We start from the raw sequence: 15676 nt of genomic DNA on the forward strand, positions 1-15676 counted from the left end.
GTTCGGCCCGCTGTCGACCCGACGATGAGCGCCGCACCGTGGTTGCTCCGCCGACCCGCGGTCGATACGGAGACCAACCGCTGCCCGTGGGTTGAGGGATGGTGCTCGACAACGAGCGCGACCGCGGGCGAAACGGTGACGCTGCACGTCAGCGCTGACCCGCCGTCGCAGGTACTGGTCGAGGTCTTCCGGTCCGGCTACGAAGGTGGGGCCGGAGGCCGGCAGGTGGCGGAGTTCGGTCCTCTCCACGCGACGACACAGCCATTCCCACCGGTTGGTCCTGAACGGCTCCGGGTCTGTGCGTGGGAACCGACCGTCGAGTTCACGATCCCCGCCGACTGGCGCAGTGGTGTGCATCTCATCCGGCTCACTGCGCTGGACACCGGGATCGACAGCTATGCCATCTTCATCGTCACCGATCGGCGATCTGCCGATCTGATCGTCCAGTGCTCCGACCTGACGTGGCAGGCCTACAACGGGTGGCCCGGGCATTCCTCGCTCTATGACGACGGCCACCGGCGGTGGTCCTTCGGACGGGACGTGTGCGTGGCATTCGATCGGCCCTACGGGAAGTACTGGCAGATCGTGGATGCCCCGCTCTCGTGCGGCTCGGGCGAGTGGCTCCTGTGGGAGTACCCGATGGCCTACTGGCTCGAGGAGGAGGGCTACGACGTCACCTATGTGTCGAACATCGACGTTCACGACGGCAGCGCCGCGCTTGGCCGAGCGCCGGCGTTTCTCTCGGTCGGCCACGACGAGTACTACACGAAGTCGATGTTCGAGCAGCTGTCGGACGCAGTCGTCACGGGAACGAGCATCGGATTCTTCGGTGCGAACACGTGCTCGGCCCTCGTCGGCCTCGACGCGGCGTCGAACCGACCCAACAGGGCCATGCGGCGCCTGGATCGGTTCGGCCCTCCGCGGCCGATCGATGACGAGCTGTTTCCAGAGCTTCGCGATCTGCCGGGTGCGATGCCGTCAGAGAGCCTGCTGATCGGTGCCCGTACCTCCGATCCCGCCACCGGCCGGGGCGACTGGATCTGTACGGCACCCGATCACTGGGTGTACGAAGGCACCGGGATGCAACGAGGTGACGCGGTACCCGGCTTGGTCGGGTGGGAGTACCACGGCGATCCCGCCGAGATCGAGGGCCTCGAGGTGGTGTCGGAGGGTCCGACCACTCACCCACGCGGGGCGGGTCGCTACACCGCGACCGTCTACGAAGGTCCGAGCGGCACCACCGTGTTCAACGCTGCGACAATCTGGTGGGCAGACGGCTTGGCGGAGCCGCCCGGCTATGTGCGTCCCAACCAGTTCACGACGCTCGCCGGCACCGACGCCCGGGTTCAGCGGATCACCCGCAACGTCGTCGACCGACTGATCGAGACGGGTGCACGCCGTTGACGCCTCAATTTCCCTGCGCCACGACCACCAGCCCGCCGCACACGATCAACAGTCCGACGATCTTGTAGGCGTTGATCGTCTCCCCGAACGCCACGAACGCGAGAGCGACGACCAACACGAAGTTCAGGGCCATGAACGGATAGGCGAAGCTCAGCTCGAACTTTGTCAGGGTCGCGAGCCAACAGAGCGACGCCATGAAGGCGGCGGCGAACCCCGACAGCACCAAGGGCCGCGTGAAGATGAACTCGATGAGGAAGCGAAAGAGAGCGGACCCGCTCGGCACCTCGTCGATCTGTCCCACCTGCTGACGGATGATCAACTGGCCGTAGACGGTGAACGCGATCGTGCCGGCCAGAAAGACGAACCCCATTGGCACACGTCCTCTCGTCGTCCTCGTTTTTCCGATCTCCTTCACGTCCCCCCTGAGGCAATCGATCCGCTCGCGGGAGCAGCTGCCGTCACCATACTGAGATCGACTGCCGACGTCGCGCGTCCCTCGCCGCGCCGCGGCGAGAGCGATCAGCTCCTGCTCGAGCCGGCCCCGAGCGCTCGCATCGCGCAACAGCCGCAGCGCACCACTCGAGGATCTCCGCTTCGCGTCCCGCTCCGAGGAGAGCTCCCGGCGTGCTCGTCGCAGCACCCACCGACGCCGGGGCTACGAGCGTGCGCGAGGCTGGACGGATGGCCGACGTCCAGATGCTGCCCATCGGGTCCGAACGGGTGACGACCGGCGACGAGATCGTGGTGGCGTCGCCGTTCGACGGGCACGAGATCGGGCGGGTGCCGAAATGTGGTCGGGCCGAGGTCGATCGGGCCGTCGCGGCCGCCACGGCGGCCCGAACCGAGTCACCGCTCCCCCAGTGGCGACGAGCCGAGATCCTCGACACCGCGGCGCGGCTGCTCGGCGAGCGCACCGAGGAGTTCGCCCGCACGATCGCCGAAGAAGCGGCCAAGCCGATCAAGACGGCGCGGGTCGAAGCCAAGCGCGCGGTGTCGACGTTTACGTTCGCCGCGGCAGCCGCGCGTGACCTCGCGGGAGAGATGATCCCGATGGACAGCGCCGACGTCGGCGAAGGCAAGCTCGCCTTCACACTCCGCGTGCCGATCGGTGTGGTTGGCGCCATCAGTCCGTTCAACTTCCCACTCAACCTTGTGGCCCACAAGGTCGCGCCGGCGATCGCCGCGGGTTGCCCGGTCGTGCTCAAGCCAGCGTCGCAGACGCCCTTCTCCGCGATCGCTCTCTCCGAGCTGCTCCTCGATGAATGCGGGCTCCCCGCCGGGCACCTGAACGTGGTGACGGGTGGGGGTGGCACGGTCGGCAACGCGATCGTCGACCATGACGACATCGCGATGATCACGTTCACCGGTTCGCCCGAGGTGGGCTGGGGCATCAAGGCGCAGGCACCTCGCAAGAAGGTCGGCCTCGAGCTCGGCAACAACGCACCGGTGATCCTCGAGGGCGACGCCGACTACGAGATCGCGGCCAAGAAGATCTCCGTCGCGGGGTTCAGCCATGCGGGTCAGTCGTGCATCTCCACCCAGCGCGTGCTCGTGCACCAGTCGATCGCCGACAAATTCGTCGCCGAGTTGCTCCCGCTCGTGGAGGCCCTGAAGGTCGGTGATCCGCTCGACGACGCGACCGATGTCTCGGCGCTGATCTCAGGCGCCGAGCGCGACCGGGTGAAGGCATGGGTCGACGAGGCGATCGCGACGGGAGCAGAGGTCGCCATCGGGGGCGACGTGCACGATGGCGTGATGCTTCCCACCGTCCTCACCAACGTGCAGCCCGACATGAAGGTGTGCGCACTGGAGGTGTTCGGTCCGGTGATCGGCGTGCAGACCTACCGTGACGTCGACGAAGCCATACGCCTCGCCAATGACACCCGCTACGGCCTCCACGCGGCGATCTTCACGAACGATCTTCCAACCGCCCTTCGCGCCGCGCGCGGTCTCGACTTCGGCGGTGTGCTCGTGAACGAGGTCCCCACGTTCCGCGCCGACCAGATGCCGTACGGCGGCCTGCGCGACAGCGGGAACACCCGTGAGGGGCCGCGCTACGCGGTCGAGGAGATGACCGAGCCCCGCCTGATCATCGTGCAGGGCTGAGCATGGATCTCCGGGGCAAGGCGGCGTTGGTCACGGGCGGGGCGTCCGGCATCGGGAAGGCAACGGCCGAGCGGCTCGCTGGAGAGGGGATGCGCGTCTGCGTCGTCGACCTCTCCGATGAGGCTGGCGGTGCCGTCGCTGCGAGCGTCGACGGCACCTTCGTGCGCGCCGACGTCGGCGATGCTGCGCAGACCGATGCCGCGTTCGCGCATTGCGTCGAAGCCTTCGGCTCCGTTGACGTCGCGTTCCTCAACGCCGGCATCGCGATCGGGCATGCCGACCTCGCGGAGATCGATGACGACCTGTACCGGACGATCATGCGCGTCAACGTCGACGGTGTGTTCTTCGGTGCCCGCGCCGCGGTGCGAGAGATGTCGGCACAGGGAGGCGGCGCGATCGTCGCGACGGCTTCGCTGGCCGGACTCATCCCGTTCCCACCCGATCCGGTGTACGTGCTCACGAAGCACGCGGTCGTCGGGCTCATCCGGTCGATCGCACCCACCGTCGCGCCCCTGGGCATCACCGCCAACTGCGTGAACCCCGGCTTCACCGATACAAACATCATCAACGACGAGATCAAGGGGATCGTCGCCGACCTCGGGTTCCCCCTCATCCCGCCCGCGCAGATCGCCGACGCGGTGGTGCACGCGATCACCTGCGGCGAGACCGGTCGCTGCTGGGTCTGCCAGCCGGGGCGCGAGCCGATCGCGTATGGCTTCCGTGACGTCCCGGGGCCGCGCACCCCCGGGGCAGAAGGTCGCCGACCGCCTGAAGTCCTCGGTCACGCAGCGTCACCCGGTACGCCGAGGAACAGTGAGGGGTGAGCCACCCGCGCTCCCTATCCTTAGAGGGTCACGTCCCCATCCCGGAGGCCCGGTGAACGACCGCGACCCATCTACACCGAGCGAGCCCGTGAAACCCGAATTGCTCGACGCCTCCGCGCCCCAAGGCATGCCAATGCCTCCGGGCGGCGACCCCGAGGCCGACGGTGAGCAGGTCACGCGCCCCACGAAGCTGATCCGCATCGCCTCGATGGTGCGGAGCATGCTCGATGAGGTTCGGCGTGCCCCACTCGACGACGCCGGCCGCATCCGGCTGCGCGAGATCCACGAGAAGTCGGTGGCCGAGCTCGAGAGCGTGCTCTCACCCGAGCTGCAGAAGGAGCTCGAAGAGGTCGTCCTCCCCTTCTCCTCGGATGCGCCCACCGAGTCGGAGCTCCGGCTCGCGCAGGCTCAGCTCGTCGGTTGGCTCGAAGGCCTCTTCCACGGCATCCAGGCCACGCTCTTCACCCAGCAGGCCATGGCCCAAGGTCAGCTCGAAGAGGTGCGCCGCCGGCGCGCCCTGCAAGCCGTGCCGGGTGAAGGCGGCGCGCCGGGGAGCGGCGAGCCGCCAAGCGGCTACCTCTAGAAATGTCGGTCATGCCCGACGAGCTCTTCGAGCGCAGCTGGTCCCCGCAGTCGTGGCGGACCCGCACCGCGGCGCAGCAACCTGAGTGGCCAGACGAAGACCAGCTCGACGTTGCGCTCGGCGAGATCCGCGCGATGCCACCGCTGGTGTTCGCCGGCGAGGCGCGCACGCTCACGTCCTCGCTCGCCGCCGCGAACGATGGTGAAGCGTTCCTCCTCGTCGCCGGTGACTGCGCCGAGTCGTTCCACGAGTTCTCGGCCGATGCGATCCGCGACAAGCTCCGCGTGATCCTTCAGATGTCGGTTGTGCTCACGTACGGCAGCGGCGTGCCAACGATCAAAGTCGGGCGCCTGGCCGGCCAGTTCTCCAAGCCGCGCTCGTCATCGACAGAGACGCGCAACGGCGTCACGCTGCCGTCGTTCCGCGGCGACAACGTGAACGACTTCGCGTTCGAGGCGGTCGCTCGCCAAGCCGATCCGCAACGCCTCCTCCGTGGGTACCACCAGTCAGCCTCGACGCTGAACCTCGTCCGCGCGTTCGCGAAGGGAGGCTTCGCCGACCTCTCGCGCGTGCATGCATGGAACCAGGAGTTCGTCGCGAGCAGCCCCGAGGGCCGACGCTACGACGCGCTGGCCGGCGAAATCGATCGAGCCCTGCGGTTCATGTCGGCGTGCGGCATCGATCTCGAGGCGGAGCTCCAACTCCACCAGGTGGACGTGTACACCGCGCACGAGGCATTGCTGCTCGGCTACGAGGAAGCGCTCACCCGGCGCGACAGCATCACCGGTGACTGGTACGACTGCTCGGCCCATTTGCTCTGGTGCGGCGATCGCACTCGCGCGCTCGATGGCGCGCACGTGGAGTTCCTCTCGGGCATCCACAACCCGATCGGCGTGAAGCTGGGCCCAGACGCGACACCAGAAGAGGTGGTCGCGCTCTGCGCGCGCCTGAACCCCGGCCGCCAACCTGGCCGACTCGTCCTCTTCAGTCGGATGGGCGCCGACCGGATCGATGAGTCGCTCCCGCCGCTCGTGCGCGCGGTCGAGCTCGCCAACCACCCGGTGGCGTGGGCGTGCGATCCCATGCACGGGAACACGTTCCAGCTCGAGAACGGCTACAAGACTCGGCGGTTCACCGACATCATGCGCGAGCTGCACGCATTCTTCGATGTGTGCCAGGCGAACGACATCCGGCCCGGTGGTGTGCACATCGAGCTCACCGGCGACGACGTCACCGAGTGCCTCGGCGGTACCGCCGAAGTGCTCGACAGCCATCTCCAGCAGCGTTACGAGACCATGTGCGACCCGCGCCTCAACGCGCGCCAGTCGCTCGACCTCGCCTTCGAGATCGCCGAGCTGCTCAGGCGCTGAGGTAGTCGAGCGCTCGGTCGAGGTTCTCTTCGAACGGCCGAACCGCGTCGAGGATCAAGCGATCGGTCTCCCACGGCTCGAAACGCGACCGAACGTCTGTGACGTCTTCCCATGTGAGCTCGTACCAGCCGGGGATGTCGCGCGTGCGTCCTTCGATCCGCTCGCGGTGAACACCTTCGTCACTGCACACGCATTCGATGGGTCGAAACTGCGCTTCGAGCTCGTCGGCGAGGGCCATCCATGCGTGACGTGACGTCTTGGTGCGCGCCACGGTGTCGAGGATCGCCGACTGACCTCGGCGGAGCTGCTCACCCGCGAGGGTCCCGAGCAGGTCCTCGGCAACCTGCCAGGAGTTGGACTCGGCGGTGATGCCGCTCCTCCAGAGCGAAGCTTCGATGCGGTCCTTGTTGAACACGGGCGCGCCAAGCCGACTGGCGAGTGCGTCCGCCATCGTGCTCTTCCCGGCTCCGGGAAGTCCGCTCACCACGATCAAGAACGCCACGCCCGATTCTTGCTGGATCGACGTCACGGTGGCGTCGCCATCATGCGGGGTGGGGGCGTGCGACGATGGGGGCGTGAGCTTCGAGGATCTCGGGCCGAACTCCGGCCTCATCGAGGACCTCTACGAGCGCTACCGCCAGGATCCGGAGTCGATCCCGGAACGTTGGCGCAAGTACTTCGCAGAGCATCCTCCTGACGAGAACGGTGAAGGCGCGCCACCCCCGGCGTTGGCAACAGCAGCCACGGCGACGACCTCGGAATCCACTCCCTCTGCGGCTGCACCGGAGTCGGCGCAGCCGCTGCGTGGGGTCGCGGCGCGCATCGCCGAGAACATGGAAGCCAGCCTCGGGGTACCGACGGCGACGTCGGTGCGGACGGTGCCAGCGAAGCTCCTCGAGGTCAACCGCCAGATCCTCAACAACCACCTCGCGCGGAGCGGCATCGGCAAGGTCAGCTTCACGCATCTCATCGCGTACGCGGTGATCCGAGCGCTGCGCGACCACCCCACGATCAACTCGAGCTACGACGACGAGCACGGCGGTCCCACGGTCACGCACCACGCCCAGATCAACCTCGGACTCGCCGTCGATGTGGAGCGAACAGACGGCACGCGCTCGTTGCTCGTACCCAACATCAAAGCGGCCGAGACCCTCGACTTCTCCAAGTTCTGGGGTGCATACGAAGAGCTGATCCGCAAAGTGCGCGCCAACGAGCTGAGCCCCGACGACTTCGCCGGCACAACGGGCACCATCACCAACCCGGGGATGATCGGCACCGTGCACTCCGTCCCTCGCCTGATGCCTGGGCAAGGGTTCATCGTCGGTGTCGGCGCGATCGGATACCCCGCGGAGTACGAGGGCGCCGATCCGCACGCATTGGCACAGCTCGGTATCAGTACAACGACGACGCTCACGAACACGTACGACCATCGCATCATCGGAGGCGCCGAGAGTGGTGAGTTCCTCCGCCGGATCCATGACCTCCTGCTGGGCTCAGACGGCTACTACGACGAGGTCTTCCACAGTCTCAAAGTTCCGTACGAACCGGCGCGGTGGAACCCCGACCGCTCGTCGTTCGCCGATCCCGTCGCGCAGAACGAGAAGATCGTGCACGTTCACCAACTCATCAACATGTACCGCGTGCGCGGGCATCTCATCGCCAACCTCGACCCGCTCGGACGCCGCGAGCCGCACACGCATCCCGAGCTGGACATCAGCCACCACGGCCTCAGCATCTGGGACCTCGAGCGCGAGTTCCCGATCGGAAGCCTGGGCGCCGGACTGCTCGGGCGCTCGACGATGCCGCTGCGCGAGATCCTCGGCTACCTGCGCGACGCCTACGCCCGCACGATCGGCGTCGAGTACATGCACATCCAGGAGCACGACCAGAAGGCCTGGATCCAACAGCAGGTCGAGGGGCACGCGCCCGAGCTCACCCACGACGAGAAGCACCGGGTCCTCGATCGACTGAACGCGGCCGAAGCCTTCGAGCGCTTCATACACACCAAGTACCTCGGCCAGAAGCGATTCAGCCTCGAAGGCGCCGAGACCCTCATCCCGATGCTCGACATCGTGTGCAGCTTGGCGGCCGACGCCGGCATCGCCGAGGTCGTCATGGGCATGGCGCATCGCGGACGGCTCAACGTGCTCGCCAACGTCATCGGCAAGTCGTACGAGCAGATCTTCCGCGAGTTCGAAGGCGAGCTCGACCCCACGAGCACGCAGGGCTCGGGCGACGTGAAGTACCACGTCGGCGCGACCGGCAAGCACGTGTCCGCCGCCGGCAACGACGTGTTGCTCACACTGGCCGCCAACCCGTCACACCTCGAAGCCGTCGACCCGATCGTCGAGGGCATGGCGCGCGCCCGCGCCGACCGGCTCGGCAAAGCCGAGGGTGAGGCAGTGCTCCCCGTGCTCGTGCACGGGGACGCCGCGTTCGCAGGCCAAGGGGTGGTGGCCGAGACGTTCAACCTCTCCGAGGTGGCCGGCTACGACGTCGGCGGCACGGTGCACGTCGTCGTCGACAACCAGCTCGGCTTCACGACATCACCCGAGTCGGGCCGCTCGAGCGTGTACGCGACCGACGTCGCCAAGATGGTGCAAGCTCCCATCTTCCATGTGAACGGTGACGACCCCGAAGCTGTCGTTCGCGTGATACGCCTCGCGTTCGCGTTCCGTGAGACCTTCAAGAAGGATGTGGTCGTCGACCTCGTCTGCTACCGGCGATACGGGCACAACGAGCTCGACGAGCCCGCATTCACGCAGCCGCGGATGTACGAGCTCATCGAGGCCCGACCGTCGGTGCGCACCATCTACACCAACGCCCTCATCCATCGTGGCGACCTCACCGACGAGGAGGTGCAAGCGACCCTCGCCGACTTCCAGGCCCGCCTCGACCAAGCGTTCGAGGAGACGCACGCCGCGCACGACGACGGCCTCAGCGCCAGCGAATCTGCGCTGGACGGGCCCGAGCCCCAGGCCGAGGACCTGCCGGTGGCGACCGGGGTCGATCGCGCGGTGCTCGAGCGCGTCGCCGCCGGCATCACCGCGACGCCGCCGGGCTTCCATCTCAACCCCAAGCTCGAGCGAATCCTCCAGGCCACCAAGGCGACGTTCGACGGCGGCGAGGTGGACTGGGCCCTCGCCGAGGCGTGCGCGCTCGGATCACTCGTGCTCGAGGGCACCCCGGTCCGCCTCTCGGGCCAGGACACCCGCCGCGGCACGTTCAGCCAACGCCACGGCGTGCTCGTCGACACCGTCACCGAGAAGGAGTACATCCCGCTCGCCAACCTCGGCCCCGACCAAGCCCCGTTCCGCATGTACGACTCGGTGCTCTCGGAGTACGCGGCGCTCGGCTTCGAGTACGGATATTCCGTCGCCGACGCAGGCGCCTTTGTGGCGTGGGAGGCGCAGTTCGGTGACTTCGTGAACGGTGGCCAGATCATCGTCGACCAGTTCATCGTCGCGGCCGACGACAAGTGGGGGCAGCGCTCGAGCCTCAGCCTGCTCCTCCCGCACGGCTTCGAGGGGCAGGGGCCCGAGCACTCGAGCGCGCGTTTGGAACGATTCCTCGCACTCTGCGCCGAAGGCAACCTGCGCGTCGTCTACCCCTCGACCGCCGCGCAGTACTTCCACGCACTCCGTCGCCAGGTCTCGAGTCCACGGCAGGTGCCCTTGATCTGCTTCACCCCGAAGAAGTACCTGCGGATGAAGCACACGCGCTCCCCCGTCGGCGCGCTCGTCGAAGATTGGTTCCATCCTGTGCTCGAAGACCGCTCCACGTCGCTGGATGCGGCGGCGGTCAAGCGCGTGCTGCTCTGCACGGGAAAGATCGGTCACGAGCTGATGGACCGACGCGACGAGATGAACGTGCCCGTCGCCGTCGTTCGCATCGAGCAGCTCTACCCGTGGCCCGAGCCCGAGATCCTGGCCGTGCGCGACCACTACCCCGCGGCCACACAGCTGTGGTGGGTGCAGGAAGAGCCGGCGAACATGGGCGCTTGGAACTACGCGCACGGCAAGCTGCATCGCATCGTGCGTGATCGAGCAGACCTGCGCCACATCGCGCGCCACGCGAGCGCGAGCCCCGCGAGCGGGAGCACCAAGGTTCACGACCGGGAGCAGCTCGAGCTTCTCGACGCCGCGCTCGGCAGCCTGCCGAAGTAGGCACCAACACTAAGAGATGCTCGCCGGCTCCCTTGCGGCCTCCCATTCCGCGCGCTGGCGCTCGATGTCCTCCGCGCGTGCGCGAGCGGGCAACCACACGGCGACGGCGAGGATTCCGACGGCGAGGGCGCCCGCTCCCACGTAGAGTCCGGCGTGGAACCCGTCGACGAACGCCGACTTGGCCGCGGTCGTGAGGAACCTGCCACGCGCCGCGTCAGGGGCATGGGCCGCGATCTCGAGTGCGGCACTGATGGAACGCCTCGCCCCACGTATCACTTCCCGGGGTGCGCCTTCCGCCCTCAACACGTCGGCCACCCGGGACCCGTAGACCGACGCGAACACGCTGCCGACCACAGCCACCCCCACGGCGCCTCCGACCTGACGCGTTGTGTCGTTGACCGCGGACCCCACACCAGCTCGCGCGAGCGGGAGCGAGCCCATGATGGAGTCGGTGCCGGGCGCCATGATCAGTGCCATGCCGATCGCCATCGTCACCATCCGCCAGATGATCTGCCCATAGTCCGAGGTTTCGTCCAGACCCAGCGAGAACAGGAGCCCGGCGCTGAAGAGCACCAGTCCACTCACGATGACCAGCTTCGAACCGAACGTCTCGACAAGGCGCGCTGTGAGCAGTGCCACGACCAACATCGGGATCGCGAACGCGAGCAACCGGACGCCAGCTTCGATTGGCGAGTAGCCGATCACGAGCTGCATGTATTGGGTCAGTACGAACAACGAGCCGAACATGGCGAAGAACGTGACCATGATCGCCCCGCTCGCCATCGAGAACCGCGGGTTGCGAAAGAACGACAGGTCCAGCATCGGAAAAGGGCTGCGAACCTCCCACACGAAGAACGCGACGATGAGAGCTCCTCCCAAGCCGAAGACGAGCAGGGTCGAGCCATCGGTCCAACCCTTCGTCGGCGCTTCGATCACCGCGTAGAGCAAGGTCGAGAGACCCACGATCGACAGCACGGCACCGACAGGGTCGAGCCGGCGCGCGCTCGGGTCCCTGGAGTCTGGGATGAGGAACACGCCCGCGAGCAGGCCGATCACGACGATGGGGAGGTTCACGAGGAACACCGAACCCCAATCGAAATGCTCGAGCAAGAGGCCACCGGTCAAGGGCCCGAGCGCGACAGCGACCCCCGCGGTCGAGGCCCACACCGCGAATGCACGCCCGCGCTCGTGCGACGGGAACACGTTTGTGATGATCGAGAGGGTGGCAGGCATGATGAATGCACCGCCGATGCCCATGAACGCGCGAAACCCGATCAGCTGTTCGGCGCTCGAGGAGATCGCCGCGAGCAACGAGCCGAGACCAAACACGACGAAGCCGAACTGAAGCGTCGGCCGTCGCCCGAAGCGGTCACCGAGGCTGCCGGCGGTCAGGAGCAGTCCGGCGAAGACCAGGGTGTAGGAGTCGACCATCCACTGGAGCTCGCTCGTGGACGCGTGCAGCTCCTCCTGGATGGTTGGGATCGCGACGTTCAGGATCGAGTTGTCGAGGACGACGACGAGCAGGCTGAGACAGAGGAACGCGAGGATCAGCCAGCGCCGCTCCTCGGCCTTCGCCTGAACCCGCGCCTTCAGGCTGAGGTGCGCAAGCCCCGTCAAGCGGACGCGGCATCGACAGCGGCGAGGGCGTGCTCGAGCGCGGTGGCTGACGCATTGACGAGCGGGAGGCGCACGTCGGGCGTCGGAATACGGCCCTGCGAGTGCAGCACCGCCTTGAACACCGCAGGGTTGGGCTCCGCGAAACACGTGGCAACCACCGGTAGCAACGCCTCGTGGTGGGTCCGCCCCTCTTCGACCTTGCCGGCGATTCCACACTCGGTCATCGCAACCCAGCGTTCGATGCACACGTGTGCCGATGCACAGATCCCACCGGAACCGCCAAGCGACGTGACCGGAAACAGCAGGTAGTCGTCTCCGCTCAGCACGGCGAAGTCGTCGGGACACTCCGCAAGCACGCGCAACGTGGGTTCATCGAGGGTCCCCGCGGCTTGCTTGACACCGATGATGTTCTTTGTGCTCGCGAGCTCGAGGAGGCCATCGGGCTCCAGGAGGCGGCCGGTGCGCGCAGGGATGTTGTACACGACCACAGGCACCGGACTGCGCTTCGCCACTTCCTTGAAGTGAGCGACGATTCCCGCTTGGCTCGGGCGCACGTAGTACGGCACCACCACGAGCGTCGCCGTCGTGCCGTCGACATCGGCGAGTGCCTCGACCGCCGCGACCGTCGTGCGCGTACTGTTCGTCCCAGCCCCGATGACGAGCTGCGCGGTGCGTTCGCGGCAGACCGCAGCGACGACATCGATGACCCCTTGCTTCTCGTCAGCGTCGAGAAACGGCGACTCGCCGGTCGTACCGAGTGGGACCAGACCAGCGACACCCGCATCGAGACACTCGTGACTCAGTCGTTCGAGCGCGCCCAGCGCGACCGAGCCGTCGGCAGCGAACGGAGTGATGAGCGGGACGTAGACGCCGCGCAAGAGGGGGTCGGCCACGAATCGAACGTTAGCCCCCACTAGCTCCAACTTGTCCGCTCAATGGCGCTTCGCGCCGGGCCGCTTGGGCCACGGCTAGCTGCGCCGCAGGGGTACCTGCGGCGCGGTCGGTAGCCTCCGGCCGTGCCGGAATGGTGGCAGGTGGTGCTCACGATCGCGGCCGGCGTGGTCACCGGAGTGCTTTCGGGCATGTTCGGGATCGGCGGCGCAATGGTGTCCAACCCGGCGTTGCGCGCACTCGGTGCCGGACCGCGTATCGCGGTTGGCTCCACTCTCCCGGCCATCATTCCGGGCGCGATCAGCGGCGCCCTCCGGTACCGGCGCGAGGGGCTCATCCTCGAGCGAGTCGTTCGGTGGACCGCGCCGTTCGGAGTCGCGTCATCGGTAGGTGGAGCGTTCGCAGCTGACGCCATTCCGGAGGGGCGCGCGTTGACACTCGCCATCGCCGCGCTCTTGGCGTTCACCGCGGTACGGGTTGGACGCGCGCCACGTGCCGCGGCCCCGGTCGTCGCCGAGACCGATGTCGAAACGGCTGCCGACGCACGCGTCGACCAGGCCGCGGGAGCGCACGCCGCGCGCTGGAAGCTCGCGTTGACTGGAGTCCTCGCCGGCGGTCTGAGCGGTCTGCTCGGGGTGGGCGGTGGCGTGCTCATGGTCCCGATCTTCACGGGCTGGCTCCGCATGCCGTTGAAACCGGCACTCGCGACGTCGCTTGCCTGTGTGGGCATCCTGGCGATCCCGGGGACGATCAGCCACGCGGCCCTCGGCAACATCGACTGGGGTTACGCGCTCCCCTTGGCGCTCGGGATCGTGCCCGGCGCCCGGATCGGCGCGCACATCACGATCGGCATCGCCGAACAGCGCTTGCGGGTGCTCGTCGGCTCCGTCCTCGGCGTGATCGCAATCATCTACGGAATCAGCGAGCTCGTCGCCATCGTCTAGCCGCTGGCGAGCTCCCGAGCTCGGGTGAGGACTACGTCGAGCATCGGCTCCGTGAGGCGACCGGTGAAGGTGTTCTGCTGACTCGGGTGGTAGCAGCCGAGGATCGTCGCTCGAGCATTCGACACCTCGAGCCCGTGCCCGAACGCCGGTCGCGGACGCGGAAGCTCCACACCGGCCGATCCGAGCGTTCGCCATACAGCGTCGTACGCGAAGGCGCCGAGCACGACGATCACCTTCACCTGTTCGAGCAGCGCGAGCTCGCGAACCAGGTACGGAAGGCATTGGTCGCGCTCAGCCGGCGTCGGCTTGTTCGCGGGAGGCGCGCAACGGACTGCCGCCGCGACGTACGAGTCGATGAGCTGCAACCCGTCGTCGGCTCGAACTGACGTCGGCTGGTTCGCGAGCGTGGCACGGTGCAGGGCCGAGAACAGCCAGTCACCCGAGCGGTCACCGGTGAAGACGCGACCGGTGCGGTTGCCACCGTGCGCAGCGGGCGCGAGCCCGACGAGCAACACGCGAGCACCAGGATCACCGAAGCCCGGGACAGGTCGGCCCCAATATTCCTCGTCCGCAAACGCGGCGCGCTTGTCGTGCGCGACCTGCTCGCGCCACGCCACCAAACGCGGACACAAACGACAACGCGTGATCTCGTCCGTGAGCGCGCCGAGCGCACGGTTCGAAGTCGTCACGGCGGCATCGTACGGCGCATGGGTCGGCAATTAGCCTGCCAACTTCCCGCTCTCGGTGCTGCGCACCGGGCCGCTCCTCTCCACCTCGGCGAACGGCTACCTGCGCCGCAGGGTACCTGCGGCGCGGTCGGTAGCCTCAGGTCATCATGCGCCTGCTCTTGATTGTCAACCCAGCGGCGTCGTCGATGACTCCGAGGCGGCGCGTGCGGATCCAGCGCGAGCTCGGCAATCACCACCGCCTCGAAGTGGCCGAGACGACCAGGCGCGGCCATGCAACCCGCCTCGCCCGTTCGGCCGCACGCGAGGGCGTCGACGTGGTCGTGGTGGCCGGCGGTGACGGCACGCTCAACGAGACCGCCGACGGCCTGGCGGGCACGCAGACCGCGCTCGCCCCGCTCCCGGCCGGGTCGACCAACGTGTTCGCCCGCAGCATCGGGATGAAGAACCGCATCGACCCGGCGCTGGACCAGGTCGTTGCGGCCATCCAGGCGCAGACCTTCCGGCGCATCGGCTTGGGAAACGGCAACGGACGCCACTTCCTCTTCCACCTGGGAGCAGGCTTCGACGCGGAGGTCATCGAGCAGGTCGAACGGCACAGCCGGCTCAAGCGCCGTTTCGCCCACCCGATGTTCGCCGTTGCTGCGTTCACCACCTTCTTCCGCGGCTACGACCGGGACCGGCCGCAGTACCGCGTGGAGATCGACGACGGACAGTCGATCGGCGAAGGCTTCTTCGCGATCATCTCGAACTCGGCGCCCTACGCGTTCTTCGGCCCACGCCCCCTGCGCGTCACACGGTCCGCGGGTCTCGACCACAAGCTGGCGCTCACGATGTTTCGCCGGCTCGAGATGGGAGTGCTGCTGCCCGCGGCGATCTCAGCCATGGTCCGCGGTCGGAGGATCGAGCATCAACGGGACATCGTCCAGCTCGCTGATGTCGATCGTCTCACGCTGATCGCGCAGCACGGCCCCTTCCCGTGGCAGGTCGACGGCGACTACCTCGGGGAGGTCGAGCGCCTCGAGGTGCGGTACGTCCCCGATGCACTGACCCTGGTGATGCCGAAGGCTTGAGACCGCGCGGTT

Annotated in this window: 13 protein-coding genes; 8 read left to right on the forward strand and 5 right to left on the reverse strand. The window is 67.5% G+C overall.

Features of this window, described 5'->3' with window-relative positions; translation table 11 throughout:
* Positions 1-135 precede the first annotated feature (135 nt).
* Positions 136-1404, forward strand: coding sequence for a N,N-dimethylformamidase beta subunit family domain-containing protein (locus tag WEE69_14995; protein MEX1146607.1), 1269 nt, complete (start codon positions 136-138; stop codon positions 1402-1404).
* A 4-nt stretch (positions 1405-1408) separates the two neighbouring features.
* Here WEE69_14995 and WEE69_15000 read toward each other — a convergent pair whose 3' ends face one another.
* Positions 1409-1774 (reverse strand): hypothetical protein, encoded by a 366-nt coding sequence (locus tag WEE69_15000; protein ID MEX1146608.1) that lies wholly within the window; start codon positions 1772-1774, stop codon positions 1409-1411.
* Positions 1775-2085: 311 nt separating this feature from the next.
* Here WEE69_15000 and WEE69_15005 point away from each other — a divergent pair, with 311 nt between their 5' ends.
* The 4 genes from WEE69_15005 (at position 2086) to WEE69_15020 (ending at position 6287) form a co-directional block, all read left to right on the forward strand.
* On the forward strand, positions 2086-3510 hold the full coding sequence (locus WEE69_15005) for an aldehyde dehydrogenase family protein (protein ID MEX1146609.1): 1425 nt from the start codon (positions 2086-2088) through the stop codon (positions 3508-3510).
* Positions 3511-3512: 2 nt separating this feature from the next.
* On the forward strand, positions 3513-4334 hold the full coding sequence (locus WEE69_15010) for an SDR family oxidoreductase (protein ID MEX1146610.1): 822 nt from the start codon (positions 3513-3515) through the stop codon (positions 4332-4334).
* 127 nt (positions 4335-4461) lie between these two features.
* Positions 4462-4917 (forward strand): proteasome activator, encoded by a 456-nt coding sequence (locus tag WEE69_15015; GenBank protein MEX1146611.1) that lies wholly within the window; start codon positions 4462-4464, stop codon positions 4915-4917.
* 11 nt (positions 4918-4928) lie between these two features.
* On the forward strand, positions 4929-6287 hold the full coding sequence (locus tag WEE69_15020) for a 3-deoxy-7-phosphoheptulonate synthase class II (protein MEX1146612.1): 1359 nt from the start codon (positions 4929-4931) through the stop codon (positions 6285-6287).
* On the opposite strand, the gene WEE69_15025 is transcribed toward WEE69_15020, so the two are convergent.
* Positions 6277-6789, reverse strand: a complete 513-nt coding sequence (locus WEE69_15025) for an ATP-binding protein (GenBank protein ID MEX1146613.1) — start codon at positions 6787-6789, stop codon at positions 6277-6279. The two genes, WEE69_15020 and WEE69_15025, sit on opposite strands and share 11 nt — an antisense overlap.
* 73 nt (positions 6790-6862) lie before the next feature.
* Here WEE69_15025 and WEE69_15030 point away from each other — a divergent pair, with 73 nt between their 5' ends.
* On the forward strand, positions 6863-10453 hold the full coding sequence (locus WEE69_15030; GenBank protein MEX1146614.1) for a multifunctional oxoglutarate decarboxylase/oxoglutarate dehydrogenase thiamine pyrophosphate-binding subunit/dihydrolipoyllysine-residue succinyltransferase subunit: 3591 nt from the start codon (positions 6863-6865) through the stop codon (positions 10451-10453).
* Between the two features lie 9 nt (positions 10454-10462).
* On the opposite strand, the gene WEE69_15035 is transcribed toward WEE69_15030, so the two are convergent.
* Positions 10463-12070 carry an MFS transporter gene (locus WEE69_15035; protein MEX1146615.1) on the reverse strand — a complete coding sequence of 536 codons (1608 nt, stop codon included), beginning with the start codon at positions 12068-12070 and terminating at the stop codon, positions 10463-10465.
* Entirely contained in the window at positions 12067-12963 is an 897-nt protein-coding gene (dapA, locus tag WEE69_15040) for a 4-hydroxy-tetrahydrodipicolinate synthase (protein MEX1146616.1), read from the reverse strand. The genes WEE69_15035 and dapA overlap by 4 nt, the downstream gene beginning before the upstream one ends.
* A gap of 123 nt (positions 12964-13086) precedes the next feature.
* On the opposite strand from dapA, the gene WEE69_15045 reads away from it, so the two are divergent.
* The gene (locus WEE69_15045) at positions 13087-13905 is read left to right on the forward strand and encodes a sulfite exporter TauE/SafE family protein (GenBank protein ID MEX1146617.1); all 819 of its coding nucleotides are present in this window, start codon (positions 13087-13089) and stop codon (positions 13903-13905) included.
* Here WEE69_15045 and WEE69_15050 read toward each other — a convergent pair.
* Positions 13902-14594, reverse strand: a complete 693-nt coding sequence (locus WEE69_15050) for a uracil-DNA glycosylase (GenBank protein MEX1146618.1) — start codon at positions 14592-14594, stop codon at positions 13902-13904. The two genes, WEE69_15045 and WEE69_15050, sit on opposite strands and share 4 nt — an antisense overlap.
* 146 nt (positions 14595-14740) lie before the next feature.
* On the opposite strand from WEE69_15050, the gene WEE69_15055 reads away from it, so the two are divergent.
* Entirely contained in the window at positions 14741-15664 is a 924-nt protein-coding gene (locus WEE69_15055; protein ID MEX1146619.1) for a diacylglycerol kinase family protein, read from the forward strand.
* Positions 15665-15676: the final 12 nt, after the last annotated feature.

The organism is Acidimicrobiia bacterium (assembly GCA_040881685.1).
Classification (GTDB): Bacteria; Actinomycetota; Acidimicrobiia; order IMCC26256; family PALSA-555; genus SHVJ01.